Annotated in this window: 34 protein-coding genes; 31 read left to right on the top strand and 3 right to left on the bottom strand. The window is 51.2% G+C overall.

Features of this window, described 5'->3' with window-relative positions; all coding sequences use genetic code 11:
• The first annotated feature begins 327 nt into the window (after window positions 1-327).
• From ABIC80_RS19000 to ABIC80_RS18860, 29 genes are read left to right on the top strand one after another with little or no spacing between them, the layout of a single operon-like run.
• Window positions 328-537: a head fiber protein gene (locus ABIC80_RS19000; RefSeq protein WP_429178255.1), complete on the top strand. Its 210-nt coding sequence runs from the start codon at window positions 328-330 to the stop codon at window positions 535-537.
• Entirely contained in the window at window positions 537-740 is a 204-nt protein-coding gene (locus ABIC80_RS18995; protein ID WP_429178253.1) for a hypothetical protein, read from the top strand. The genes ABIC80_RS19000 and ABIC80_RS18995 overlap by 1 nt, the downstream gene beginning before the upstream one ends.
• 5 nt (window positions 741-745) lie before the next feature.
• Window positions 746-1,255: a terminase small subunit gene (locus ABIC80_RS18990; RefSeq protein WP_429178252.1), complete on the top strand. Its 510-nt coding sequence runs from the start codon at window positions 746-748 to the stop codon at window positions 1,253-1,255.
• Window position 1,256: 1 nt separating this feature from the next.
• Window positions 1,257-2,915 (top strand): phage terminase large subunit, encoded by a 1,659-nt coding sequence (gene terL / locus ABIC80_RS18985; protein ID WP_429178250.1) that lies wholly within the window; start codon window positions 1,257-1,259, stop codon window positions 2,913-2,915.
• Entirely contained in the window at window positions 2,916-4,430 is a 1,515-nt protein-coding gene (locus tag ABIC80_RS18980; RefSeq protein WP_429178248.1) for a DUF1073 domain-containing protein, read from the top strand.
• Window positions 4,431-4,482: 52 nt separating this feature from the next.
• Complete coding sequence (locus ABIC80_RS18975) at window positions 4,483-5,175, top strand: phage minor head protein (RefSeq protein WP_429178246.1); 693 nt, start codon at window positions 4,483-4,485, stop codon at window positions 5,173-5,175.
• A gap of 42 nt (window positions 5,176-5,217) precedes the next feature.
• Entirely contained in the window at window positions 5,218-5,391 is a 174-nt protein-coding gene (locus ABIC80_RS18970; protein ID WP_429178244.1) for a hypothetical protein, read from the top strand.
• Between the two features lie 12 nt (window positions 5,392-5,403).
• The gene (locus tag ABIC80_RS18965) at window positions 5,404-6,729 is read left to right on the top strand and encodes a DUF2213 domain-containing protein (protein ID WP_429178242.1); all 1,326 of its coding nucleotides are present in this window, start codon (window positions 5,404-5,406) and stop codon (window positions 6,727-6,729) included.
• A gap of 1 nt (window position 6,730) precedes the next feature.
• Window positions 6,731-7,210, top strand: a complete 480-nt coding sequence (locus tag ABIC80_RS18960) for a structural cement protein Gp24 (RefSeq protein ID WP_429178240.1) — start codon at window positions 6,731-6,733, stop codon at window positions 7,208-7,210.
• Window positions 7,210-8,244, top strand: a complete 1,035-nt coding sequence (locus ABIC80_RS18955; RefSeq protein ID WP_429178239.1) for a DUF2184 domain-containing protein — start codon at window positions 7,210-7,212, stop codon at window positions 8,242-8,244. The genes ABIC80_RS18960 and ABIC80_RS18955 overlap by 1 nt, the downstream gene beginning before the upstream one ends.
• Window positions 8,245-8,247: 3 nt before the next feature.
• Window positions 8,248-8,574, top strand: a complete 327-nt coding sequence (locus tag ABIC80_RS18950; RefSeq protein WP_429178237.1) for a hypothetical protein — start codon at window positions 8,248-8,250, stop codon at window positions 8,572-8,574.
• Window positions 8,575-8,576: 2 nt separating this feature from the next.
• Window positions 8,577-9,020: a DUF4054 domain-containing protein gene (locus tag ABIC80_RS18945; RefSeq protein ID WP_429178235.1), complete on the top strand. Its 444-nt coding sequence runs from the start codon at window positions 8,577-8,579 to the stop codon at window positions 9,018-9,020.
• A 2-nt stretch (window positions 9,021-9,022) separates the two neighbouring features.
• Complete coding sequence (locus ABIC80_RS18940; protein WP_429178233.1) at window positions 9,023-9,475, top strand: hypothetical protein; 453 nt, start codon at window positions 9,023-9,025, stop codon at window positions 9,473-9,475.
• Window positions 9,472-9,840: a hypothetical protein gene (locus ABIC80_RS18935; protein WP_429178232.1), complete on the top strand. Its 369-nt coding sequence runs from the start codon at window positions 9,472-9,474 to the stop codon at window positions 9,838-9,840. Before ABIC80_RS18940 ends, ABIC80_RS18935 begins: the two co-directional genes overlap by 4 nt.
• Complete coding sequence (locus ABIC80_RS18930; RefSeq protein ID WP_429178230.1) at window positions 9,837-10,388, top strand: phage neck terminator protein; 552 nt, start codon at window positions 9,837-9,839, stop codon at window positions 10,386-10,388. Before ABIC80_RS18935 ends, ABIC80_RS18930 begins: the two co-directional genes overlap by 4 nt.
• Window positions 10,389-11,867 (top strand): DUF3383 domain-containing protein, encoded by a 1,479-nt coding sequence (locus tag ABIC80_RS18925; RefSeq protein ID WP_429178228.1) that lies wholly within the window; start codon window positions 10,389-10,391, stop codon window positions 11,865-11,867.
• Window positions 11,868-12,308: a phage tail fiber protein gene (locus ABIC80_RS18920; protein WP_429178226.1), complete on the top strand. Its 441-nt coding sequence runs from the start codon at window positions 11,868-11,870 to the stop codon at window positions 12,306-12,308. It abuts the gene before it with no gap.
• An 8-nt stretch (window positions 12,309-12,316) separates the two neighbouring features.
• Window positions 12,317-12,721, top strand: coding sequence for a hypothetical protein (locus ABIC80_RS18915; RefSeq protein ID WP_429178224.1), 405 nt, complete (start codon window positions 12,317-12,319; stop codon window positions 12,719-12,721).
• A gap of 14 nt (window positions 12,722-12,735) precedes the next feature.
• Window positions 12,736-12,933 (top strand): transglycosylase, encoded by a 198-nt coding sequence (locus tag ABIC80_RS18910; RefSeq protein ID WP_429178368.1) that lies wholly within the window; start codon window positions 12,736-12,738, stop codon window positions 12,931-12,933.
• On the top strand, window positions 12,933-14,702 hold the full coding sequence (locus ABIC80_RS18905) for a lytic transglycosylase domain-containing protein (protein ID WP_429178222.1): 1,770 nt from the start codon (window positions 12,933-12,935) through the stop codon (window positions 14,700-14,702). The genes ABIC80_RS18910 and ABIC80_RS18905 overlap by 1 nt, the downstream gene beginning before the upstream one ends.
• Entirely contained in the window at window positions 14,702-15,502 is an 801-nt protein-coding gene (locus ABIC80_RS18900; RefSeq protein ID WP_429178220.1) for a hypothetical protein, read from the top strand. The genes ABIC80_RS18905 and ABIC80_RS18900 overlap by 1 nt, the downstream gene beginning before the upstream one ends.
• A complete protein-coding gene (locus ABIC80_RS18895; protein WP_429178218.1) occupies window positions 15,502-15,813 on the top strand; it encodes a phage baseplate plug family protein in 312 nt (103 codons plus the stop codon). The genes ABIC80_RS18900 and ABIC80_RS18895 overlap by 1 nt, the downstream gene beginning before the upstream one ends.
• Window positions 15,803-16,663: a hypothetical protein gene (locus ABIC80_RS18890; RefSeq protein ID WP_429178216.1), complete on the top strand. Its 861-nt coding sequence runs from the start codon at window positions 15,803-15,805 to the stop codon at window positions 16,661-16,663. The genes ABIC80_RS18895 and ABIC80_RS18890 overlap by 11 nt, the downstream gene beginning before the upstream one ends.
• Window positions 16,664-17,371, top strand: coding sequence for an oxidoreductase (locus ABIC80_RS18885; RefSeq protein WP_429178214.1), 708 nt, complete (start codon window positions 16,664-16,666; stop codon window positions 17,369-17,371).
• 36 nt (window positions 17,372-17,407) lie between these two features.
• Window positions 17,408-17,764, top strand: a complete 357-nt coding sequence (locus ABIC80_RS18880; RefSeq protein ID WP_429178212.1) for a hypothetical protein — start codon at window positions 17,408-17,410, stop codon at window positions 17,762-17,764.
• Between the two features lie 8 nt (window positions 17,765-17,772).
• On the top strand, window positions 17,773-19,005 hold the full coding sequence (locus tag ABIC80_RS18875; protein WP_429178210.1) for a baseplate J/gp47 family protein: 1,233 nt from the start codon (window positions 17,773-17,775) through the stop codon (window positions 19,003-19,005).
• Complete coding sequence (locus ABIC80_RS18870) at window positions 19,002-19,589, top strand: DUF2612 domain-containing protein (RefSeq protein WP_429178208.1); 588 nt, start codon at window positions 19,002-19,004, stop codon at window positions 19,587-19,589. Before ABIC80_RS18875 ends, ABIC80_RS18870 begins: the two co-directional genes overlap by 4 nt.
• A gap of 1 nt (window position 19,590) precedes the next feature.
• A complete protein-coding gene (locus tag ABIC80_RS18865) occupies window positions 19,591-20,781 on the top strand; it encodes a phage tail protein (protein WP_429178206.1) in 1,191 nt (396 codons plus the stop codon).
• Between the two features lie 9 nt (window positions 20,782-20,790).
• Window positions 20,791-23,127, top strand: a complete 2,337-nt coding sequence (locus ABIC80_RS18860) for a hypothetical protein (protein ID WP_429178204.1) — start codon at window positions 20,791-20,793, stop codon at window positions 23,125-23,127.
• A 15-nt stretch (window positions 23,128-23,142) separates the two neighbouring features.
• On the opposite strand, the gene ABIC80_RS18855 is transcribed toward ABIC80_RS18860, so the two are convergent.
• The 3 genes from ABIC80_RS18855 to ABIC80_RS18845 are packed head-to-tail and all read right to left on the bottom strand — an operon-like array spanning window position 23,143 to window position 25,900.
• Window positions 23,143-24,624: a glucosyltransferase domain-containing protein gene (locus tag ABIC80_RS18855; RefSeq protein WP_429178202.1), complete on the bottom strand. Its 1,482-nt coding sequence runs from the start codon at window positions 24,622-24,624 to the stop codon at window positions 23,143-23,145.
• Window positions 24,624-25,541: a glycosyltransferase family 2 protein gene (locus ABIC80_RS18850; protein WP_429178200.1), complete on the bottom strand. Its 918-nt coding sequence runs from the start codon at window positions 25,539-25,541 to the stop codon at window positions 24,624-24,626. Before ABIC80_RS18850 ends, ABIC80_RS18855 begins: the two co-directional genes overlap by 1 nt.
• Entirely contained in the window at window positions 25,538-25,900 is a 363-nt protein-coding gene (locus tag ABIC80_RS18845) for a GtrA family protein (RefSeq protein WP_429178198.1), read from the bottom strand. Before ABIC80_RS18845 ends, ABIC80_RS18850 begins: the two co-directional genes overlap by 4 nt.
• A 113-nt stretch (window positions 25,901-26,013) precedes the next feature.
• Here ABIC80_RS18845 and ABIC80_RS18840 point away from each other — a divergent pair, with 113 nt between their 5' ends.
• Window positions 26,014-26,253, top strand: coding sequence for a DNA polymerase V (locus ABIC80_RS18840; protein ID WP_429178196.1), 240 nt, complete (start codon window positions 26,014-26,016; stop codon window positions 26,251-26,253).
• Window position 26,254: 1 nt separating this feature from the next.
• Complete coding sequence (locus tag ABIC80_RS18835) at window positions 26,255-26,641, top strand: S24 family peptidase (RefSeq protein ID WP_429178194.1); 387 nt, start codon at window positions 26,255-26,257, stop codon at window positions 26,639-26,641.
• Window positions 26,642-26,813 lie beyond the last annotated feature (172 nt).

The raw sequence follows: 26,813 nt of genomic DNA, 5'->3' as shown, positions 1-26,813 counted from the left end.
CAAGTGGCTAAGCACTTCTGAGAAGCAGAGCAAACGCTGCGCATCAGTCATTACCGCGCCGTATCGTCGCCGTTCACCTGTATCAGCAATGACTGTAGTTCTCCCTTCTGCAAGAGCGTACAGGCTGAGTCAAAAACGATAAATACCAGGTTATACGATTTCCCTTCATAGTCGCCCACTCAAGCGACGGTAGAAGAATTGAGATTTATAAAATTCTGCAAATGGTGTCAGTAAAGCGCCATTGACAGAGCTTTATATAAGTTTTGAGGTTAAGTGGTATCGGCTATCGCCGGTAGGATATCAAACCAACCAGCAGGAAATTCCAAAATGACCAAGCGTGCTATGTCTACCGGTGGCTACCCAATCGAAGTTGTGACGCCAACTGACCCGGTAACAATTCCGGCTGCCACCACATCAGCAATTGGTGGTGTAAAGAAAATGACCAACCAGGCAGCATCGACCGCAACTGATGTTGCTGGCGTGGTGACCGACCTGAACGCGTTAATCACGAAGTTGAAAGCAGCGGGGATGATGTGATGCCAAAGGTAATCGAAAAGGTTGCCGTCATTGCTCACTACATCGACGGCAATAGTGACTACGGTTTCGTCCGGTTGCCTGTTAGCGCTGCTGGTCAGGCTTCCGGTGAATATTTCTCACTCACTCGGGAAGATGGTACTGAAGTGCTTGTTAACCTAAGGCACGTCATCCGGGTAGAGCAGAGCATCATCTACAAAGAGTAAATAACATGGCAAAGCTCACCGACAAACAAGAGCTGTTTGCCCGTGAGTTCATCAAAGACCTCAACGCCACTCAGGCGGCCATAAGGGCGGGATACAGCGAACGTTCATCCCGTAACCAGGGCGCGAGGATGATGGCTAATGATGACATCTTGAAGCGTATCGCAGAACTCAACCAGGAGCGTTTAGAGCGAGTCCAGATTGATGCCGATTACGTCTTGCGCCAGGCGGTTAAGCTTCACGAGCGATGCATGCAAGAAGTCGAGCCAATCACCGACCGTCGTGGCGAAGAGATAACTGACGAGCAAGGGCGCACAATTTACGGCTTCGATGCTAAAGGTGCTGCCGCTGCCCTGAAGCTTGTAGGTGAGCACATCACTGTTCAGGCGTTCAAGACCAATGTCAAAGCCGAGCATGTTGGCAAAGATGGTAAGCCGATTGAAGTCGTGAACTACTCCCCCGCCGATTACAAGGCAGCCCAATCTCAGCTTGAGGGGAAACTAAAAGGCCTGGACTGATATGAACGAAATCCTCGAATGGGATGATTTATCATTCCCTGAGCGCGTCATCATTCGTTCAAAGTCCACCAAGTCGTTTCTAAACTTCACCCGGCTGTGGTTCGAACTGATTCAGGGCGATCGGCTTCTGGTTAACTGGCATCACCGTCTGATGGCATCGAAGATTGATGACCTGATTGCGGGACAGCTTGAGCCAGGCAACCTGATAATCAACATTCCGCCCGGCGGCACGAAGACAGAGTTCTTCTCCATTCACTTTCCTGCCTACGTCAATGCACTTGTGCAGGAAGGGAGATTAAAGCGCTTTCGCAACCTGAACATCTCTTTTGCTGACACGCTGGTTAAGCGCAACTCGCGCCGCACCCGCGACATCATCGCCAGCAAAGAGTACCAGGAGTTCTGGCCTTGCTCGTTTGGTGTCAACCAGGCTGAAGAGTGGGAGATAAAAGACGATCGCGGTCGCTCAATCGGGCAGACAGTATCGCGCTCCAGCAACGGGCAAATCACCGGTGGTCGTGGCGGCTACTTCGGGCCCGAGTTCTCCGGCATGGTTATGCTGGATGACTACAACAAGCCGGTCGACATGCTCAGCGAGACCAAGCGGAATAGCGCTAACACGCTTCTGGTGAACACCATCCGCTCTCGTCGTGGTGATAAGTCGAAAGACCACCCGACGCCATTCGTGAGCATTCAGCAGCGCCTGCACACTGACGACGCAACCGGCTTCATGCTGTCAGGCGGCATGGGCGTTGATTTCCATCACGTCGCTATACCTGCGTTGATTGACGAAAAATACATTCAGTCCCTGCCCGAGCCATGGGGCTCACTGTGCTGGGAAACGGTTAAAGACACCGAGTCGGTTGAGGTCTCCGGTACGCGCTACTGGTCATACTGGCCGCAGATGGAGGATGTGAACGACCTCGTCGCCCTGTGGGAGCGTGACCGTTACACATTCCTGTCGCAGTACCAGCAGAACCCAATGGCGCTCACCGGCGGCATTATCGAAACAGACTGGTTCCAGACATACACCACGCTACCAAAACTCACTCATCGCGCCGTATACGTTGATACCAACAGCGGCAAGGTAGAGGACTGGCTCGACTACACCGTGTTCACGCTTGTGGGGATGGGCGTTGACGGCAACCTTTACATCATCGATGTCGTGCGCGGGCGCTGGGACCCGGAAGACCTCCTGAAGAAAGCCGAAGAGGTTTGGGAGAGATGGCGCATGCAGGGATCGCTTCGAATCATGCCAATGCGTCACATGGCAATTGAAGAGAAGCAGGCCGGACAGGGCCTCATCACTACGCTCAAAAAGCGCAACAGCATCCCGGTTAAAGAGATTCCCCGTGGCGCAGGTCAGAACAAACTGGTTCGCTGCCTTAACGTTATTCCGCAGATAAAGACCGGCAAGGTTTACGTGCCAGCCACGCATGATGCCAACGGCGCAGCAGTGCTTCACACCCGTTACGAAGACGGCACCATCGCCGGCACAACCTCATGGGTTATCACCGCCATGACCGAATGCGCTGCGTTCTCAGCTGACGACAGTCACGACAATGACGACATCCTCGATACCTGGATGGATGCCATTGACGACAACCTCATTTCTGGTCGCCAGCCGATGGTCATCGACCCGAGCCAACTCAGGAGAATTTAAGTGTGGCCGTTTAAAAAGAAACAAGTCGCCGCGCCTGAGCCGGTGAAAGAGCCTGAGAAGGCGCAGATGAAGATTAAGGCCGAATCGGTCGCACAAATCACCCCGAAGCCGCCGAGAGAGTTTGCGCAGTACGTACCACCCAAAGGCGTCATCCCTGAGAGCATTGAGAAGGGCATCCTCGCTATGGACGCGACTCCATACGACACCCTGAACAACGCCTACATGGGTTACACCTACGGATACCCTGACAGCTTCCCTGGCTATCCCTATCTCGCCACGCTGGCGCAGAAGCCTGAATATCGCAAGATGGTCGGAACCATCGCCGAAGAGATGACCCGCAAGTGGGTGAAACTCAAAACAATCGGTGATGACGATAAAGCAGATCGCGTTCGCCAGCTCTACGCTGCGATGGAGAAGTTCCGCGTCAAAGAGAAGTTTCGCGAGGCCGCAGAGCACGACGGTTACTTTGGTGGTGGGCAGATTTACATCGATGTGAAGTCGGCGAGAAATGTCTCCGCTTGGACGGACTCGGTTGAGCTGCAGTCGAAGCTCTTCATCTCCGACAAGAAAATTACGAAAGGATCGCTTAACGGATTCACCGTCATTGAGCCGGTCTGGACTTACCCTGGTGTCTATAACACCGACAACCCGATGAGTCCCGACTTCTACAAACCAACAGAATGGTTTGTGATGGCGAAGACGGTGAATGCCAGCCGCATGCTGGACTTCGTATCGCGTGAGGTGCCTGACCTGCTCAAGGCGGCCTACAACTTCCGTGGGTTGAGCCTGACGCAAATTGCAGAACCGTACGTCAACAACTGGTTGCGCACGCGAGATAGCATTAGCGACCTGATCCACTCTTTTACCATCCCGGTGCTTTCAACCAACATGAGCACGGTATTGCAGGGGGGTGGGGCTGAATCGCTTATCAATCGCCTCCAGATGTTCAATCAGTGCCGCGATAACCGTGGAGCATTCGCTGTAGACAACGACGCCCAGCAGCCCGAGAAAGCCGAGTTCATCAGTGCCCCACTTGGCGGCCTTGATGCACTTCAGGCGCAGGCGTTTGAGCAGCTCTGCGTACCCTCCAGCGAGCCATTGGTCAAATATGCAGGGATTACTCCCAGCGGGCTGAATGCCTCTTCAGAGGGCGAGATTCGTGTCTTCTACGACTACATTCACGCCCTTCAGCAATCCATCTTCAAAGACAACCTCAAGCGTGTGCTGGACATCATTCAACTCTCTGAGTTTGGCGACATCGACCCGGACATCTACTTCGAGTTTGAGCCGCTGTACGAGATGAGCGAGAAAGAGCGCGCAGAGATTCGCAAGATGGATGCTGACACTGACGCGGTGTATGTCACGACAGGCGCTCTCACAAACAATGAGGTCAGGGAGAAGATTGCTGCTGACCCCGACAGCCCTTACCACTCACTGGACCTGAGCGATGACATCGAAATCGAAGAAGAAGTCGACGACATCGACAATGAAGACGACCCGCCCGATAAGGCCTAACGCTGGCGTTGAGGCCTGGTACCGGCGTCAGCTTGATAATCAGGTCAGGAAGATGCAGAAGTCCGTTGTCTACTGGCTGTCAGCTAACTACAAAGCGAGCGGCGCAGCGGTGGCAATGGACGCATCTCCGGCAGTATTCATGCGTGATGCCATGCGGAAGCTTGCAAGGCGCTGGACAAAGGCATTCGACAGCATCGCGCAGAAGCTCTCCGAGAGGTTTGCTGGCGACACGCTGAAGAACGCCGATGTGTCACTGCATAACGCGCTGGATAACGCCGGGTTCACCGTTGAGTTCAAGATGACTGCGCCGATGAACAACGCGCTACAGGCCACCATATCCGAAAACGTCGGGCTGATACGCTCCATCCCGGAGAAGTACTTCACCGAGGTCGAAGGTCTGGTCATGCGATCTGTGGCGCGCGGGCGTGACCTGTCATACCTCACCGATGAGCTGGAGAAGCGATACGGCATCACGCGTCGCCGGGCTGCACTCATCGCCAGAGACCAGAACAACAAGGCCACCTCAGTCATGCAGGCGGCACGTCAGCAGTCACTGGGCATCACGGAAGGCATCTGGCGTCACTCTCACGCAGGCAAAGAGCCTCGACCATCACACGTTAAAGCCGACGGGCAGAGATTTGACCTGTCGAAAGGACTTTATCTGGACGGCAAGTGGGTTATGCCCGGCGAAGAAATCAACTGTCGATGCACATGGAGTCCGGTCATTCCGGGGTTGTCAGGATAAAGCGAGCCAGATTTCAAATTAATGAATCATTTAGAGGTTTATATGAGCGACAAAATGACAGTGGAAGACGTTTACCTTGAGGAAGAAAAGGAAAAAGCCATTGTAGTGATGCAGGAGTATTTTCCAAATGGCGGCAGGGACTACGATTTCGTCTGCCAGTTATTCGAAGCTATTGCGAACGGTAAGGTTCCTGCCTTGGGCCTTGTATATCGTTAAACGGTAAAAGCAATGAAAGCAACTGAACGGTTGGCATTTGACCGCGCCTCCGTGCGCAAGCTCGATAATGTCGGCAGGCTTCAGGTAGCGGTTAGCAACATCAGTAAGGCGAATGTCTGCCCCTACTACGGGCGAGAGATTCCAGGGTGGGAAGAGTTAGGCCTTGAGCCTGACAAAATCTACCAGTTGTACCGCGACCCAGAAGAGTTAAAGAAAGCCGCCGAAACCTTCAACAACATCCCGATCCTCTGCATCCATACCCCCGACTTTCCCGGCGACCCGCCGCGCGAGTACCGGGTTGGCTCTACTCACTCAAGCGCTTCATTCGATGGCACATACCTGACCAATGGCCTGTCCATTTGGGACAACTCGGCTATCGCCGGCATCGAGACTGAAGAGCAAAAAGAATTGTCTTCGTCGTATCAGTACGTCGCTGACATGACCCCCGGCGAATCACCGGAAGGCGAAGCATACGACGGCGTCATGCGTGACATCGTTGGCAATCACGTCGCACTGGTCGAAACCGGCCGCGCAGGTCCCGACGTTGTAGTCGGGGATTCACTCCCACTGGAGCTTAAATACATGAAGTTAGACCGCAAAGGCGTCGCAATCCGTGCCGCGCTGGGAGCGTATCTGAAGCCGCGTCTGGCTCAGGATGCCGCACCCAAAGAACTGACCGCCATCCTGAACGCAAACAAAAAGCCTATGGCGATTGCGCAGGCAGTGGCGAAACTCTGCAAATCTCGTCTCGCTGCTGACATGGAAATCGAACCGGAAGAACTGGTCGAAATCATCGAAGCATCGGAGCAGGCCGTCGAGCCGGAAGAAGAAGTGAAAGTCACCGGCGACAGTGATGAAGAGGCGATCATCTCTCTGCTGCGTGAAGCAGGCGTCTCTGAAGAAGTGATCGCCAAAATCGCCGCTTCTCTCGCTCCCGCTGCTGCGATGGACGAAGACAAAGACGACGATAAAGACGACAAAAAAGAGAAAGACAAAGTGGACAAACCAGCAATGGATGCCGCTATCCGCCTCGCAGCTGATGCAGCAACCCGGAAAGCCGCAGAAAACTTCCGCGCCGTGCGTGAAGCAGAGCAGGCTGTTCGCCCGCTGATTGGCGACGTGGTAGCCATGGACTCCGCTGATGATGTCTATCGCACTGCTCTTGAGCAGACTGGCGTGGATATCGAGGGCGTTCACCCGTCGGCCTTCCCGTCAATGGTCAAGATGGCAATCAGCCAGAAAGAAAATCAACGCCCTGTCATCGCGCAGGATTCCGCATCATTCGGCGACTTCGAGAAGGCTTTCCCGACCGCTGGCAAACTGAAACGAGGGTTCTAAGATGCCTTTTCAGAGTGTAATTAATCAATACCCGGCTCCCGGCGTCGAAGGTGGCTTTGCGAGCACCAACCCACACGCAACCTTTCTCGCAGGTGAAGCGGCGCTGGTTGCTGGCACCGGCGGCCTGACAATCGGTCGATTTGCGTGGGCGGTTAATGGCGTAGCAACCAACACCGGCACTGGTGCGCCGTCCGGGTTCGTCCATCGCGACGGTCAGGCAGTCATCACCGAATGGCTGGGCGCTGCATCCAACGTTATCCAGGTCGGACGTGAAGTCACATTGATGGTTGCTGGCGACTTCTGGGCGCGCACTGCCACTGCTGCAACTCGCGGTCAGAAAATCTTCGCCGTACTGGCTGATGGCACCATTAAAACTGGCGCTGCTGGAGCAACCATTTCCGGCGCAGTCGAAACGCCTTTCTTTGCTGGTAGCGCTTGCGATGCAGGCGAACTGGTCAAAATCAGCACCTGGAGCAAGTAATGAACGAATTTCAGAAACACTATGCCGCGGCGAGCGGTAAATACGGCATTGTCCTGCCGGGCGCGAAAGACTACCTGAAGCCGGAATTTGCGGAAAACTTCGCACTGGCGATGGATGCGCAGCCGACCATGGTCACCACCGGCAGCGCTGGCATCCCGGCCTACTTCACCAACTACGTTGACCCGGAGCTGATCCGCATCCTGGTAACCCCGATGAAAGCCGCGCAAATCATCGGTGAAGTGAAAAAAGGTGACTGGACTACGCTGACTGCTCAGTTTCCGGTAGTTGAAAGCGCAGGTGAAACCAGCTCCTATGGCGACTTCAATAACAACGGCATGACCGCTGCTAACGTCAACTGGGTCCCGCGTCAGTCCTACCACTACCAGACCCACACCCGCTGGGGTGAGCGTGAGCTGGATATGTACGGCGCAGCGCGTATCGGTTACGCCGCAGAGCTGAACGTTGCTTCTGCTCTGGTACTGAACAAGTTCCAGAACAAGAGCTACTTCTACGGCATTCAGGGCCTGCAGAACTACGGCCTGTTGAACGATCCGTCTCTGCCGGCAGCAATTACGCCTAATGCCACAGGCACTGCCGGCGCGGTAACCTGGTCAACTAAAGACGGCCAGGCTGTCTATGACGACATCGCCAAGCTGTATGGCCAACTGGTTGCACAGACCAAAGGCCTGATCGAGCGTGATTCGCCGATGACGCTGGCTATGTCTCCGACCGCAGAAGTGAACCTGACCAAGACCAACATGTACAACGTGAACGTGTCGGACTTGCTGAAGAAAAACTTCCCGAACCTGAAGATCGAAACCGCCGTCGAGTACTCCACTGACGCTGGCGAGATGGTTCAGCTCATCGCCGACAAGCTTGGCGAAACCGACACCGCTTACGCTGCGTTCACTGAAAAGATGCGCGCGCACGCAGTTGTGGTCGAAGAGTCCAGCTGGAAGCAGAAAAAATCAGGTGGCACCTGGGGTGCAATCATTCGTCAACCTCTGGCTATCGCCAGCATGATCGGGGTGTAACAAATGGCAGAAACTATCGTTGTAGGCTGCAAGCTTCCTAACGGCCTGGTTGTTGAGCAGGATGGCTACACCGTAACGCTGAATGGCGCTAACTCATCCAATGTGGTTGGCGGCTACGGCCTGACGGAAGGCGTCGATAAAGACGCCTTTGAGAAGTGGCTGGAAGTGCATAAAAACCAGTTGTACGTCAAAAACGAACTGGTATTCGCTCAGGCCAAGGCCAACAGCGCGCAATCCAAAGCGAACGAGAATGCCGGCGTTAAAACTGGCCTCGAAGGTCTGCCGCAGGATAAGCCAGCGCCGGGCATCGAGAAAGCGGACGGTAAGTAATCATGGCGATCGTTGTTTTCGACATTAACGCATTCCGTGAGCGTTACCCCGAGTTTGACACGGTAAGTGACACGCTGCTGAATGCGTATTTCGTTGAGGCAACGGTCTACCTTGATAACACAGATTGCAGTCCCGTACAGGATGATGCTGTGCGGGCTGTTTATCTGAACATGCTCGTCGCTCACATTGGAGCGCTCAATTCCGGGGTGGGTGGTCAAAAGCCATCTGGCCTGGTCGGGCGCATTTCCAGCGCCTCTGAGGGCTCTGTGTCGGTCTCAACTGGCGATGTGCCTGTCAGCCAGGCGTCATGGTGGTATCTGCAAACGCCATATGGCGCCGCTTACTGGAATGCGACAGCCCAGTACCGGACGTTTAAATATGTCCCAGGCTCATCACCGTCACTCTACCCGGGTCATTATTACCGGAGGCCCGTCACGCGGAGGTAGCTATGACCACATTCAGCGGTGGCGATGCTCTGGAAGCAAAACTGGCAGAGATAGCGGCAAAGCTTGGAGGGGGTAAAACACTGCGCGTTGGCTTTCTCGAAGGGGCTAAATACCCGGACGGGCAATCCGTGGCGATGATCGCAGCGGGCAATGAATTTGGCGACCCGGCAAAGAACAGGCCGCCAAGACCTTTCTTCAGAAATATGATTGCCGACAAGTCACCTCAATGGCCTGACCAGATCGGAAGGATAGCCGAAGCAACCGGATATAACGCGCAAACGCTTCTTCCCCTGATGGGGGAGCACATCAAGTCGCAGCTTCAGGAATCAATCAGAGACTTCATGGAGCCTGCACTATCGCCGGTGACTATCGCCAAAAAAGGCTTTGCCAAGCCGCTTATTGAGACCTCTCACATGCTCAACTCAGTCGACTATGACATTAAGGACGGCGTATGAACCTGAGAGGGATAGCTAACAGCATCACGCAGGCCATTAACCCAAACACAGAAGGTGTATTCCGGGTTAACACAGGGTTCATGACACTTCCTGGCGGGAAAAAGGTTCCTTCATACAACGAGGTAGATGTGACCGTGCAGATGCAGGAGCTATCAACCACTGACCTGAGGAAAATCGATGCGATCAACATTCAGGGCATATTGAAGACTGCATACCTGAACGGCAACTTCAACGGTGTCAATCGACCCGAGCAGAAGGGTGGAGACATCCTAGAGGTAAATGGTCAGCAATGGCTGGTCGTGAAAGTTCCTGAGCTCTGGCCTGACTGGTGTCGAGTAATTGTCAATCTTCAGAGGTCTCCATGACAGCTACCGTCAACATCAAAGAGATTGACCTACGCATCGCGCTGCAAGCCTTTCTGATGGATGTTACTGGCCTGACTATCGACAACGTTATGGCTGGGCAGCAGAACCTCGTTCCGATGCCGCTTAACGACTTCATCATTTTCACACCGCTCAAACAGATCGCCATGTCGACCAACCGTGTCACCTACGACGACAACGGGGTTTATGGCGAAGGAAAGCAGCTTAACCAGCGCAGTACTCAGTGGCCTTGTCAAATTGACTGTTACGGCGAGGGTGCTGCGGATAACGCCTCAATAATCAGCGCGCTGATTCGTACAGACTTCGCCTGCGAATGGTTCAGGCAAAACGGAAATGTACTCATTCCCCTCTACTGCTCAGACCCTCATCAGACAACGATGATCAACGGCGAGCAGCAATACGAAGGCCGCTGGACGATGGATTTTAACGGGCAGTACAACCCGTCAGTAACCACACGTCAGGATTTCATGGACAACATTCAAGTCGGCACTGTCGCCGCAGATTTAAAATACCCACCGGAGAGTGCATAAATGGCAATCCCATTACGCAAAGATATCCAGATCAACCCTGGCGTCCTGCCTGCTGGCGGTTCAGCGCTTGACCTGAATGGCCTGATCCTTACCGACAGCGCATACGCTCCGGTTGGGAGTGTTATCAAGTTCACCAACAAAGAAGATGTCTCGTCTTACTTTGGTAGCGCGTCAGCCGAATACAGCATGGCCGAGGTGTATTTCCAGGGCTTTGACAATTCATCCAAGACGCCGGGCGCGCTGCTCTTTGCCCGATACAACACTGAAGATGCTCCAGCTTGGCTCCGCTCTGGCTCGATGGCATCAGTAACCCTCGACCAGCTCAAACTGCTGAGCGGCGTACTGACGTTGACCGTTGACGGCACCGCGCACACATCAGCAAGCATCAACCTGAGCAGCGCAACCAGCTTTGCGCAGGCTGCCGACCTGATTGAGACTGGCATTGGTTCCAGTGTCACTGTCGAATTCGACACCACACAGAAGCGTTTCATTATCACCAGCGCGACAGACGGCGCAGCAAGCACCATTACCTACGCAACCGGCACCCTGTCAGCCGGCCTGAAACTGACCGCAGCCACCGGCGCGCAGTTGTCGCAGGGCGCAGATGCTGCCATGGCAACCAATGCGATGCAGGCAGTGCTGGACAGCTCACAAAGCTGGGCGATTTTCACCACTGCATTCGCGACGACCGAGCAGCAGGCTCTGGATTTCTCTCAATGGGTTAATGGCGAGAACTTCCGCTTCGGCTATGTGCCTTTCACCCTGGACGAATCCGCGCTGGTTGCTGGCTCGACTGACACGCTGGCCTACAAAATCATCACGACCTACAACTACGCGAGCGTAGCGCCGGTGTACGGCGATCAGACGCACGCAGCCAGTGTTCTCGGTTATGCCGCATCGCTGGACTTTGATCGGCAGGAAGGGCGTGTTCCTCTGAAGTACCGCTCGCTTGGCGGCCTGCTGCCAGAGGTTACCACGTCAGCTAATTACGACGCGCTGATCGCCAACGGCTACAACTTTTACGGCGCGTACACGGCTAACGCCTACGATACGCGTTACTGGGCTGACGGCACCGTTACCGGCGACTTCAAGTGGTTTGACTCCTTCTGCTTCCAGATCTGGCTGAATGCCAACCTGATGCAGGATGCAATTGAGCTTTTCCAGTCTAACCGCAGCATTCCGTACAACGCCCCAGGCAAGGCAATCATTGAGGCGTCATTCGCTGACACACTGAACCAGGGCGTTGTATTCGGCGGCATCCGTACTGGCGTAACGCTGTCATCGTCACAGATTTCGGAAATCAAAAACGCAGTCGGCGCCGACATTTCAGCATCGCTTATCGCAAAGGGTTACTACCTGCGTATCGCTGACGCGACTCCTGCGCAGCGTCAGGCGCGCACAAGCCCAAGCATGACGCTCTGGTACTGCGACGGCGGCTGCGTACAGAAAATCACTCTCGCCAGCATTGAGGTGCAATAAATGTCCAACACGATTACTTCAGCTGATTCCATTTTTGCCCTCGCCGTCACCAACCTTTTCCCCAGCGCACAGACGCTGGAAGGTTACGCAGCTGACGCAATGTTCGCCCTGGGCGATACCGAAATGGCGGTGTCTGTCCGTGGTGCTGACGGCAAGTTGTCTGCAGGTTTCGTTTTCGGCGAGTACCTGCAGACCATCACGATCATGCCCGACAGCCCGTCGCGCGAACTGTTTGAAACCTGGCAACTCACGTCGCTGACCTCGAAGGCGGTTTTCCGCTGCAACGCGACAATCATCCTGCCAGCCATCGGGCGCAAGTTCACGCTGACGAACGGCGTGCTCCAGCGCGTGAAGGCCATCCCGGACGCGCAGCGCGTTCTTCAGGCAATGACCTTCCAGATCAACTGGGAAAGCGTCGTAGGCGAATCGTACAACCCATAAGGTGAAACATGGCACGTAAAGAGATTTTCTATACCGTCGACGGTAAGGGTCGTGACAATGGCAAGGTTTTTTTCATTCGCGAAATGGCTGCTTCTCAGGCTGAATGGTGGGCAATCCGTGCCGGACTGGCGATGGCTAAAAACGGCGTTAATCTTCCGGACAATTTTTCTGATATGGGCATGGCAGGCATGGCGAAAGTCGGCCTCGAAATGGTGGCTCAGATCCCTCCAGAGGATGCACGGCCTCTACTGGACGAGCTGATGAAATGTGTCCAGGCCGTTCCGGATCCGTCCAACCAGAGTGTCAGACGCCCGCTTATCGACGATGACACGGAAGAGGTTATGACACGCCTTAAACTGCGTAGCGAAGTATTCAAGCTTCACGTTGATTTTTTCACAGCCACCGCCAGCTAGACATCCCCCCTGTGATGGGCCAGGGAATATTTGGCCTGGCAGAGTACACCAACGTGCCAAAAACAATCGCTACTGTTCTCTCATCGGGTAAATGCTCATTGACAGAATTAAGCACGACACTTGGCGTGCAGGATATGTGGTGGTGGCTTGAAATTATCACCATTGATAATTACAACCAGATGGTAATCGACAGAGCAAGCGAGGCCCTGTAATGGCAACAGTTATTGATTCCCTGATTGTCACTCTCGGCCTTGACACATCCGACTTCAGGCGCGGGCAGGGAGAAGCCACTGAAGGGATGGAAGAGACCAGGGCAAAGGCAGAGTCGACAGCAAAAGACATGGAGGTTTACGGGAAGAAGGCCTCCTCGTTCTTTACCAGTATTGGTAAAAGCATGCTGGCCCTTGCTGGTATCGCGCTGAGCGCCAATGGAGTTAAAAACTTCATCACTGACACCACTAAGTCGCTTGTCGATCTCGGTGTGCAGGCATCAGCAATAGACACCTCAGCAAAAGCGCTTGATGGATGGGTAAAATCTGCAGATGCAGTGGGTTCATCTGCTTCTTCGATGAGCGCGAATTTACAAAAATTCCAGAGTTCAATTTCTCAGTTTAACTCTGGCTTTGGCGCAGATGACACGCTCAACACCCTTTTCGCCTTCAGCGCCCAGACTGGCACTAAATTCGATACCAACCAAAATGCCAGCCAGGTCATGCAATATCTTGCACAAAACTGGAACAAGCTAAATACCAACCAGCAGCGTATGTATGGGCAAAGGCTTGGTCTTGATAACGCAACCGTGCAAGGGCTGTCCAGTGGGCGACTTCTTGACCTGCAAAAATCATTCGAAAGTTCCTCCCGCCAGACCGACTCGCTGACAGATAAGGCGAGAAGGCTTAATGAGCAGTTTGTTCGCGTTCGCCAGTCATGGGAGTCTACCTCCCTGACGCTTTACGAAAAATTGCTTCCTGCAGTATGGAAAATCATCGACGCGCTCAATTCTATGAGTGCATGGGTGGAAAGCCACGGTCCTGAAATAAACGCATCATTCGATGAACTCGGAAAGACGTTCTCAATTCTCTGGAAGGATGTGACGGATGCATCGAAGGCGATAGGTGACCTTCTTAATGTCGATACCAAGAACTGGACGCTATCGGGCGACATTAAAAATCTCAATGAAAACCTGAGCGAAGGTCGACAAACCGTAGATCTCATTATTGATGCCTTCAAAAGCCTGTTTAACCTAGACTTCTCAGCTTTTGGTGACAAGGTAAAAAGTCTTTTCCAGATGGGGAATGGAAAGAACTCCCTCCCGGGTGTTACTGACAGCGCAAATGCTACTGCTGACTGGATTAAAGATAAAACAGGGTTTGATACGCGCAATGTTGGACGCTGGCTTGGTGAAAAAGCCGAAGGGCTGAGAGACCTGCTTTCAGGGGAAACAACCAGGCTTGAAAAACAATATGGCCTGCCTGAGGGGTTGTTAGATGCTCAGGTGACGCAGGAATCAGGGTGGGACTCTGGTGCCATTTCAGGCGCTGGAGCTAAGGGTTTGATGCAATTCATGCCCGAAACCGCAAAGGAATTCGGTATTCATGGTAATGAGATGGATCCGGTCAGCTCTCTGAGGGCTGGAGCAAAATATATGGCATCCTTGCTTCAGCGGTACGGTGGTGACCTGCAAAAAGCCCTGACTGCGTATAACTGGGGAATGGGAAATCTTGAGCGAAAGGGAATGGAAAATGCACCAACTGAGGCCAGGAATTACGCTCCTCAGATCATCGCAAGAATGCAGGCTTCTCAGCGTTATTCATTACAGCCGGCATATAGCTCTGGAGCAGGTGGCACAAACATTACTTTCCAGAACACCACGATAAAAACTGAATCCCGAAATCTTGAGAGCATGGCAAAAGAGGCTGCAACAAAAGGAATGGCTCAGAGCAGCCTGACTCAAACATTCCTCACGGGGCAAAATAACTGATGTTCAGTTTAAACGAAACCACAATCCTCAGCGCTATAAACAGCGGCAACATTTTCTCAATAATTAACAGCATACTTCAGCCAAGCTATGGTGTTTACCTCAAGTCTGGACTTAAGGCACTGTCTCCGACATCTTTTCTTGCGATTGAATATGGTGCAGATGCATCCATTGTTTCTGCACCGATTGAAATGGGGTCTTATAGCTCATTCAATAAGGTAAAGAGACCAGCCGTAATTCGGGTGCTGTTTACCCTTGAGGGCTGGACAGGTTACAGCGGCAGCATACCCAATCTGACCAACTTCACGCTGACGAGTAGATCGGACATGCTCGCCGCGCTTGATGCGATGGTTGCCGACGCTCAGGTTTATGACATTGAGACACCGGACACGACGTACGAGGATTACGACCTTGTGCGTTATAACTACCGGACATCAGATCGCGATGTCACGCTGCTGACCGTTGAAGCCATCTTTCAGGCTGTTCTGCAAGAGGCAGAGGTTGGACTGTCAAACACTACAGCCAATAATCAGCCATCTCAGAACGGCATATCGAAGGGTGGTGCAGTCGATGCAAAACAGGTTAATGCAAATGCTGCAGACAGCACTCTTGATGATGTAAAAGGCGCACTTGCAGGGCTGAAGCAATCCGTGAGTAGCGCTGCTGTAAAAGTGGCTACATCTGTTAGTCAGGCTGTCAGTGGTGCGACATCTGGTGTTACAAGCACTATCAATGGCGCAGCAAGCTCAGCTATTGAGAATCTTTCAACGTCGATAGATGAACTGGTTAAGGGGCTGTCCTGATGAAGACAATCTCACTTCAGCCAGTTAAGGGCCAGACATTGCAGGTCTCTCTTGGGGGGCAACGCGTAAGTTTAAGGATTAACCAGAGAAGCACCGGGCTTTTCATTGATGTGGCCTTGAATGAAGCATGGATAGCGCGAGGTATTCTCTGTCTCAACTGCAATAAAATAATACGCTACCCATACCTGAGGTTTAAGGGCGAGCTTTTCTTTGCTGACACAAAGGGCGATCTGGACCCTGTGTATGATGAGCTGGGTTCAAGGTTCAAACTTTTCTACGCCACAGAAGAAGAGATGAACAATGTCCTATAAAAAACGCAGCATTAAAATCGAGTTCACTTTGACTGATCAGGTGTTCGATGGAAATCAGGGGCCGACAAGGGATAACGTTCTTACCATAGAAAACGCCAAGGCTATTGTTGAATACAACGGCTATGGTGGTTCAGCACTGACAACGCTGTCGTGCCGTGTTTACGGCCTGAGCCTGAGCAATATGGCGAAGCTTAGTTATGCTGGGAACCTGAGGGGGCCGACCAAAAATAATTATATGAAGGTATGGGCTCAGGATGAGTTGATTTTTGCCGGCACGATAACATTTGCGACGACTGACTATAACGAATCTCCTGAAGCTCCTCTTGTAATTGAAGCTCACGCGCTTGGTGCTGAGAGGTCTTTGCCGTCGCCACCATTTTCAGTGGAAGGAAGCGTTGATGTTATTGATGCTATCAGGTCCATTGCCAACCCTTTAGGAATAATGGTTTCCGTGCTTGAGGATATTAAATTTCCCCTCAGCAATCCCCACGTGGTAGGGGACCCGATATCTCAAATAATCCAGCTCGCGAAATCAGCCAATCTTAATATTGACTGCAGCACAGGAGTTATCCGCATCTGGTCAATCAATGGGGCATGGGAGGATATCGTTCCTTTTGTCTCAAAAGAGCATGGATTGGTTGGTTATCCGACGTGGACCAGAGATGGTCTTTATCTCACCACTATGTTTTCATCAAACCTCATCGCCCCAAGAAAAATGAAGCTTGAAACCGACCTGCCCGGTGCGTCTGGTATGTACACCATAAACACCGTGAGACACATCATCTCTGCATGGGTCGAAGGCGGCCCTTGGTTTTCATTTGTAGTAGCCAACCAGGAAACGGAGCTGTAGATGGCGAAGAAAGGTGAATTTTCTTTTAAGCCTCAGGATGTGAATTGTGAGGCGAATATCAATGAATTTATCTTCAATACACTAATGTCACGAAGGGCATTTATACAGCTTGTGATCGTCAATAAAGTAAAAGATGGCCCTTTGCTGGATGTAACCCCGCTTGTGAGCGGTTTTTCTGCTGATGGCTCAAGAACTGGAAACTCACCCGTTTTCAATATCCCTGTGTGGCGACTTCAAAGAGGAGCAAGCGCACTAATTATGGATCCGGTTGAAGGTGACATAGGACTGATGCTTTGTTGTGACAGGGATATCACTAACGTCAGAAACGAGAAAAAAGAATCTCTTCCTGCGTCCCTGCGCGTGAATAACAAATCTGATGGCATCTATCTTGGTGGCGTGCTGAACGCTGAGCCAAGCCAGTATGTGAAGTTTGCCAACGACGGCATTGATATCGTCTCGCCCCTGGTGGTTCAGGTGAACGGTAACACCGTCATCATGAACGCCGAAGATAAGATTTCACTCAATGCGCCGGTGATCGAGATGAACGGTCAGTTCGCGCAGGGAGGCGGTAGCTTCTCCGGGAATGCGACGTTCGGCGGCACCATGACCGTTGTCGGTGAGGTAACTGCTAACGGCATACCGGTGTCAACGCACCGTCACGGCGGCGTCGAGAGCGGAAGCTCGCAGACAAACACCCCGACCCCATAACCCGCTCCGGCGGGTTTTTTATTGCCCGGAGTTCGCATGATCACCAAATCACTTCTACTGACCGACCAGTGGGATATCACGCTGGACGATTCGGGAAATATCGGCAGCACTGCCAATCCCTATGCAGTCGCTCAGGATGTAGCGTGCGCCTGCTCAACCTTCCTGGGTGAGGCGTGGTACGACACGACGCTCGGCATCCCGTATTACGAGCGCATTCTTGGGCACTGGCCTGGCACTCAGCTGATCAATACAAAAATGCAGAGCGAGGCGCTCAGGCTTCCTTATGTCCAGTCTGCATTCTGCACAACAGTTGTTGGCAAAACTGACCGCAAAGCCTCAGGCGTCATGACCATCACCGACACGAATAACATTCAGACAACTATTAACTTCTGAGGTAGCCAATGGCTGAAGTAACCGTTAACACAGCCGTCCCCTCCGTCACTCTTTCCGACTCCGGCATTGCCGTCCCCGATGAAATTGACATCCTCAATGGCAGACTGACGGATCTTGATACCGCCATGGGCGGCGGCATGAGTAAAAGCCTGACAACACCTCAGGGGCAGATCGCCATGAGTGACACGGCGATTATCGGCGACAAGAATGACAATTTGGCCTGGCTGGTAAACCAGATCAACCCGGACTACGCGTCGGGCCGCATGCAGGACGCCATCGGTCAAATTTACTTTATTGATCGCATTGCTGCTGTCGGTACCACCGTCACGGCAACATGCACAGGACTGGTCGATACGCGAATCCCGGCGGGCAGTGTCGCCCAGGATTCAGCCGGTTATCTCTATTATTCCCTCGCAGATGCAAGAATTGGCGCCTCTGGCTCCGTCGACATCGTTTTTCAGAATCAGGCAACGGGACCGATTGCATGCCCGATCGGCGCGCTGAACACCATTTATCGAGCTGTGAATGGATGGTCGGGGATCACCAACGCGACAGCCGGCGTGCTGGGTAACGAAGTAGAAAGCCGCGCCAATTTTGAGTATCGCCGCAAGCAGTCGGTGGCCGGAAACTCTAATAACCAACTTGGCGCGGTTTATGCCAACGTGCTTGCCGTACCTGGTGTAACTGACGCCTATGTAACGCAGAACAACACCGGCTTACCGGTAGAGAAGGGGATTACTGATTACTCGCTTCTTCCCCACTCGCTCTACGTTTGTGCTTACGGCGGCGCAGCGGCAGACATAGCGAAAGCTATCTGGCAGAAGTTACCACCGGGACCGTCGATGAATGGCAATACGACCTATACCGTGGTTGATGACGTCAATTATGTGCAGCCATACCCGGAATATGAAATCAAGTGGCAGACACCGGCGGCCGTCAGCGTCTATTTCAAGGTTGAGCTGGCAGCTAATAATGCCTTGCCTGGTGATATCGTCTCCAGAGTTCGCGCTGCCATCCTTGGCTCATTCAATGGCGAGGATGGCGGCACAAGAGCCCGTATAGGGTCAACTATCTATGCTGGCCGCTACTATGCGGGCGTGCAGGCTATTGATACCGATAACGTCGACATTTTCAGTATCACAATCAGCCGCGACGGCACCACTTACCAAACCTCGGCATCTTTCGGCATTGATGAAGTGCCGACACTGGATGCCTCAAACATCTCGGTGACACTGGCATGATAAACGTCGCGGACACCATCCTGACGCAATATGCCGACAGCCCGAAACTCAAATCCCTGATTTACTCGTTCAACTCAGCCGTAGGCATTGAAGGCTTTCTCGATGATTTCTATGACGTGATATGGAACATCCAGACAGCTGATACCTACGGCCTGGACGTGTGGGGAAAAATCGTGGTTGTCAGCAGACAGCTGACGGTAACAGAGAACAAGATTTACTTCGGCTTTAATGAGGCGTCATCAGATCCGATTCTTGTAGACGACCCTCAGCCATTCAACCAAGCACCTTTCTACTCTGGCGAGCTTCTTACCTCGACCGTAACCCTGACCAACGACATATACCGCAAGCTCATCATGATGAAGGCCGCGGCAAATATCAGCGACTGCACCATCCCTAACCTGAACAAGTTGCTGATGTTCATGTTTGGCGACAGTGGCAAATGCTACGTGCGGAACGATGGCGAGATGGTCATGAGTTACGTTTTCGAGTTTCAGCTTTCTCAGGCTGAACTTGCGATTGTTCAAAGCTCAGGTGCGCTTCCTGCCCCGATCGGGGTAACGGTCAATATCGTTCAGCAGGTATGAAATGAACTCTTCTGATATCCCTTCAAGAATCACTAAAGCATTTGGTGTGAACGGGCTGAAAAATGCCATCCCTGTTGACTCAAGCTCTTCCACAGACAACAACGGTGTGGCGACATTTGATAAAGGCTTTCCCCCTGTCACCATGCAGCCTTTGAGCGCTGGAGGTATCCCGCCATCAGGAAAGGACATGAATGGTGTGCTGTATTCAACCACGATGCAGCAGCAATGGCAGAACGCAGGTATGACATACCCATTCAGTCAGTCATTTTCCGATGCGGTAAGCGGTTATCCTAAAGGAGCTATCGTCCCAAGCTCAGTTTATACGGGGCAGTGGTTAAACCTGAATGAAGCTAACGGGACCTCACCTGAATCTCCAACCGGCGCCAATACCGGGTGGGTTCCCATCAATAACTACGGCGTAACTCAAATCACGATGACATCCGGCAGTGTCGTAATGTCATCTCTCCAGGCCGCAAAAGACAGAATCATTATCAGCGGCACACTGACTGCAAACGTGAATCTGATTTTCCCGGCGTGGATAAAATCTTGGGTAGTGCATAACAATAGCACGGGAAATTTCACGATCACCTGCAGAACCGCATCAGGAGCTGGAGTTGTCGTTATTCCTGGTCTTGTATCTCGTATTTTTTGCGATGGCGTAAACATAACGGACGAAACGCTAAATCCTAACAACGATATGGTTGGGGCAGTAGTAGGATTCGCAATGAACTCAGCCCCAGAGGGATGGCTTGCAGCGAATGGCACCGCAGTAAGCAGAACGACATACTCAAGACTCTTCTCTCGAATCGGTACGACGTACGGCGCAGGGGATGGAGTGAACACATTTAACCTCCCTGATTATCGAGCCGAGTTTCTGAGAGGTGTTGATAGTGGAAGGGGGGTTGACTCAGGGAGGGCCGTAGGTAGCGCGCAGTCTCAGCAAACATTTAACCATTCACACCTGCTTCCGACCACGTCAGGGACAGGCGGCGATGGGCCGATGACTGCCGTTTTCACAGATGATACATCTGCCATGACCTATTACCCGTCAGGAACAAATAGCTACAACCCGAGCCCTGCAGCCAATACAACCCTGAGAACCTACACAGCAAACGCATCTGCAGCTCTCGCCGCATTTGGCGATGAGACGCGTCCACGAAATATCGCAGTCCTCTACTGCATTAAATTTTAAGGTCTAATCATGTCATTTTCCGACACTTCAAATGCAAAAAGATACGCATCTATAGCGGAAGTGGCTGCAGCTCAGGCAAAGGTTTATGCCTCTGAGCTTGAAGGCGCGCCTGACTATGCTGCTCAGGCTGCGGCATCTGCAGCTGAAGCAGCTGCATCAGAAAGCAATGCCGTAGCCGCAGAGTCTATTGTCAATGGCCTTGCAATATCAGCCAGCGAAGCAGCAACAAGTGCGGCAGCGTCTGCAGCTTCGGCGGGCAATGCTTCATCGGCGGCGATAGGGCGATCCGTTAAAGTCCCGGATGGTGAAACGCTGGGCGACCTTCCTGCGGCAGCTGACAGGCAGAGCAGCCTTGTTTATTTTGATGAACTGAGCGCGGCTACGGTAAAACCCATTTCAGACTTTGCCATTCTTGATGAGAACGGGAAAATACCGGTATCGGTAATCCCCGCCATTGCCCTGACGGAGCCATTCGTTGTTGACAATCAGGACGAAATGCTGGCCCTTAATGCTCAGGTCGGTGATATCGCAAAGCGCACAGACCTTGGTTATTCTTTCTGCCTCGCGTCAGAGCCATCTTCAGCGCTGTCTAACTGGGTTCAACTTACCGATGACGTTCTTGCGCAGCTTGGACAATCAACCGGAGCTGCGAGCGTTGGTGCGTTAAATGACGCAGGAAGCCCCACCACTGTTCAACTGGCTCTTAATGCAAAGGCCAATAAGGCAACGCTATTAGCCCAGACTGGCGCAACTACCATTGGAGCATCAGATAGCTCAGGAAGCCAGACAACGGTACAGGGGGCGCTTGGCTTAAAAGCTGACTCGTCAGCATTAGCATCCACAGCAGGAGCAACACTTTTAGGCACTGCTCACCGTGGAACCCTGGATTTAGATCTGAATGCTATCGACCGCAGGCCTGACGGATATGGCAATGACCCGGCAGCGGTGCTGGCTAGCGGCCCGGACGTACAGATCAATACCAACCTGTCCAGGACGACCCCTATCCTACCTGGCAATTATCAGGTAGTGCATGGTGTAGGTGGTAGTATCACCATGACGGCTGTAGCCCGCGCTGTTAATGCGGAATTTAAAAAAGGATTCACGGTCTGCGGATTAAGGATAATTGGCAACGTCGTAAATGGGCCGTCCAAAGACAACGTTGCATATGGAGTGCAACTGGAAGACAGTGAAAATTTCCAAATCCTTGGACTGGATGCAAAACAGTTCACTGGGGCCACGGAAATTCTTCGCTGCAACGATTTTGTAGTCAGGGACGTATACGCAAGGAATATGCGATATCATGATAACGTTGCGGCAGGCGGTTATGGGGTTCTCCTGGCTGGTTGTAAACGTGCGCTGATTGATGGCATAAACTTTAGAGCTAGCGCTGCGGAAGGAGATTTAGGGCGCCATTCACTATACCTATCTGTTGACTCGCTCGGTAACTTCTGCGAAGACATAGTTGTAAAAAACCTTATCGCTTCATATGTCAATATCGATAACCGAGATATGCCTGCCGCTGTTGTTCGTCGCAGCAACAGATGCATGATCGACGGTTTTAATATCAGTGGCTCAAACGGCGGGATAGGCCTTAATGCAGATAATGGGGTCATACAGGATTTTCAGATCCGCAATGGCCACATGAAAATCATTCAGTATGATGACAATGCGGTTTACGGAATCTCAGGTGGTGTTGACAACCAACCTGGCACCGTTATGGGTTTAAGAGTCGATAATTTCACTTTCGAAGGGGAAGTAAAATCCGGTGTCACACCAGCCGCAGTGCGTCTTCATGCGCTGGCTGTTACTTGCCGTGATAGCTATTTTACTAATACTCGCATTAAAAGCCATGGCAACTCAAACCCAATCCTTGTAGCAAGCGGTGTATTCAATGTCACATTCGATGGTGTAAAGGACTTTGTATCTGCTGGCTCGGCTTCCGCTGCACTTATAAGATTTATGGGCGGCAACAGCAATATAAAAGTATTTAATCTTGATACAGCTAGGCCGATTTTTGCTGGCCTTGAAAATGTAACAGACCTTACAGTCAACTGGACCAGGAGAGCAACAGTAACTATCACATCAGGGACAGCGGTTATCAGCAATGATACCTATGGCATTCTTTCAACGGTAAATCCTGGAGCGAGTGCGATTACTATTAACCTAGCCTCACATGTGACACAGGATGCAGCACTGACAGCGAGAGTTGTATCCAGAACTGCAAACCAGTTTGTCATTGCAACTACATCTAGCAAAACTCTTGGCATAAACGCATACACAATAGCGGGAGCGTCTGTAACACCATCTACGTCATCCATGACGTTTGATGTTGTCCTTAGCTCATGATCTGCAAATCAACTATTACTTCAGTATCCTGAATCCAATTTCGTCGTTTAATCGGTAAATCATTATCAGCCTATCTGAGTAAACTACTTTGCTCGCATCCATTCTTTTGTCTCTATCCCAAAAATCCGTGTTAGATGGAGGATATGAAATTACTCCATATTGTTTCATAAGGCTGTGTTTGAATCTTCCATTTGCAAAAGATGAGTAAACGAAGTCTCTCAGGAATGGTCTGGAAGAAATTGAGCGTTCAACACTAGGAGGGTATGAAGGACCGCCAAAGATGTAAACCTTCATACCCTTCCTATATCCATTCTCATATAGCTTCTCTGCAGCATACGACGCAACAAATCTATCCAGTCTCTGCATGTCGTTTACAGCACCGGAAACAGTTGATGATAATGAGAATGAGCAAAGAATAAGCACAACGGGTAAAAAATATTTCCACTTGAAGCATGAATTATCAAGCAACCAGCAAAAATAAACAAAAAAGAAACCAAAGGATATCATGACACGTGAAGATGCTACAGGGTTCTGTAATAGCAGCATTATTCCAGCAGTTAACGAGAAAAGAATAACTGGTGCAATTGAAATAACTAAAACAGAAGTTGTAGGAAGCCTTTTCTTTTTAGATAACAGAGCCCCAAGAACTATTGAAGCCAGCATTGAAGCCCAAGTAACTAAACCGTTTAGTCCCTTCATGGCATCTCTATAAATTGCAAAGAAGTTACTTGAATTTTCCCCAATACGTTTCAAACCCTCAAAGCTAAATGAAACTAAGTTTTCATGACTTTGAGTGTATTCGCTTAGCGAGATAACGTGCTTCACGCAAATCTTGTATAGTATTGCTGAGATAATAATGGAAATCGCACATCTCAAAACATAATTCGCCTGACTCCTTATATACTCCCCCCTATATAATTTGGAGCATATAATTATTAAAATTGTAGAAAATATAACATTTACAGATGCTTGATATGTAGTGAATACTACAAAACCAAGAATAACTCCGCATAAAAAGTTTTTTATTCCTGAATTCAATAGAGTTATTGAGAAAATAACGGCAGATAGTGCAGAAAGCCCCATTATGAAGGAGTCATGCCTAAACAACATGTTACCTATCCAGAATGGGCTTGTTAAAAGAGCCATTGCTGAGATAGCTACCATGGCATGTGATTTAATAGCTATTTTCTCTACAACAATCAATGCTGAAAGCACGATACAGAAAGTTGATGCTATCAAAGTAAAAGGGAATGTATCTAGCAACACGCCATCACCAAATACCTTCATCCCAGATGTGCTTAATGAGAAAAGCCACATGATGACACTGGCAAGTGGCCTGGCATTATCCTCCCAGGCTGTAACGCCAGTATCAGAACGAAGCCAGTCGTCAATAATGTAATTTTCATGAATGATAAATGGTAAAATATAAATCAATGACATGAAAGCTACTGCCGCCAATGCCCACCTATAATTCCACACAAAAGACTTACTAATCATTATATTTTACCTTTTAGTATGTATCTTGGTCTTTTCTTGACTTCAACATAAATCCTTCCGATATACTCACCTAAAACGCCAATTCCTATTAATTGAATGCCACCAAGGAATAGCACGGAAACAAGCAGAGACGGATACCCTCGCACAGCATTTCCAAATACGAGAGTGTCGAAGATCATCCACGCGCCGTAAAGGAACGCAGCGCCGGCAACGATCAGGCCAATGTAAGTCCACATGCGCAACGGGAAGGTTGAGAAGCTGGTAATACCCTCAAGAGCCAGATTCCACAGCTTCCAGCCATTGAATTTCGTGCTGCCGGCCACTCGTTCTGCGCGGGCATATTCAACGACATCAGTGCGGCCACCAACCCAGCTCAGTACACCCTTCATGAACAAGTTACGCTCAGGCATGAGCTTAATATTTTCCACAACCTCGCGAGACATGAGACGGAAGTCACCAACGTTTTCTTCGATCTTCGGGTTGCTGATTTTGTTGTGCAGCTTGTAGAACCATTCAGCAGTCTTGCGCTTCAGACGACCATCAGTGGAACGGTCAGAGCGCTTGGCAAGCACCATATCTGCCCCGGCCTGCCATTTCTCTATCAGGTGCGGAATAACCTCGATAGGGTCCTGCAAGTCTACGTCAATCGGAATAACCGCTTCACCGGTGGCATGGTCCAGGCCGGCAAAAAGTGCAGGTTCTTTGCCGAAGTTTCTGGTGAAGGAGATTGGTACAATAAGCGGGTCAGCCAGAGCGATAGCGGTTATAACTGCTTCTGTTGCATCTTTGCTGCCGTCATTAATGAATACGATCTCGACCTCATGCTGCTGAAGTTCTTCAAATTCCCGCACCGTTTTATAGAAAATAGGAATTGCTTCCTCTTCATTAAACACCGGAACAACCAGAGAAATTTTCATTTCGCATCCCTAAAGACAATGAATTTCGAATAGACAAAACCGCACACCAGACTGATGGCAGAGAAGACAATTAGCGTGATGATTGGTGCGAGCCCAGATTTATCGGCAGCCCAACCTACAGATGCACTCAGAGCCCCCATGAATCCGACATAGAGCATATATCGGAGCGTAGTGGTTTGAGATTTGAATGTGAACCGGGCATTGGCAAAGAAGCTGAAACTGACCGCAACAATAAAACCGGCGAGGTTAGCCAGCGCCTGGTTAGTGTGCAGGGCATAGATGCATACGGCGAATGAAACCCAGTGGATAAGCGTATTTATGACGCCAATGGAAGCGTATCGCGCAAATAAATTTAACATTATGCAAATCAATCAATTCAGAGGATTTCGGAGTTTATCACCTTGCATTCACTTGATCGACTCGCAAAAGTAAAGATACTGTATATACAAACAGTGTTTTCGGGAGGTAAATCATGCCACGCAGAGATGATATCGAGACAGCATTCAGGCAGGCCATAGTGATGGAGCCTAGCGGGAGACGCACGGTTACTACGGCAGATTTTGTGAAGGTTTTACTCACGTTTAACTGGGACTGGACGCCGCGCGAGGCTAACCAATGGATCGAGAGCTACGTCAGCACGTTCAAAGATATCTCTCAGCAAGAGGGCGAACTCCGCACATTCATGATGTACAACCCGAACGGAGGTCTCTGATATGGGGTTCCCTTCGCCAGCTGCTGACTACATGGATGAAAAGATATCCCTCGACCATGAGCTGATCCGCGTACCGTCCGCGACATACTTCCTGCGCGCGGCGACTGAGTCCCGACGTGAAGCGATAAAGAAGGGGGCTTTGCTGGTTCTGGACACCTCGGCAACGCCAGTAGATGGCTCTCTGGTTATGTGTCACCTGGATGAGAAGCTTCGGATGCTGCGGCTGCGCCTTCATCCTCGACCGAAACTGGAAGAGCTGGACCGGCCCGAAATAACCTATGCAATGACAGATGAAGATTATGACGGCCGCCTGGTTTTCAAAGGCGTGATCACGTACATCATCAACGACGCGCGCACCGGCGAGTTCGATGACAATCCAGTGATGTGATGGAGAGTGCAAGCCGATGCCTTAGGCATTGGTTTGCTTTCTCTGTGTCGCATTTGTGTCACACCTCGAAGGCGAGAGAGTATGCGAGACGTAACTGGATGACACGCAGTGACACAAACCGGTTGCGAGCGCGGTTTTATTTACGTGATAACAGACAGTTAAATCATGTCCT

This window comes from Kosakonia sp. 1610 (assembly GCF_050435845.1).
In the GTDB taxonomy this organism is placed as follows: Bacteria; Pseudomonadota; Gammaproteobacteria; order Enterobacterales; family Enterobacteriaceae; genus Kosakonia; species Kosakonia cowanii.
This window is presented reverse-complemented; position numbering and strand designations above follow the sequence as displayed.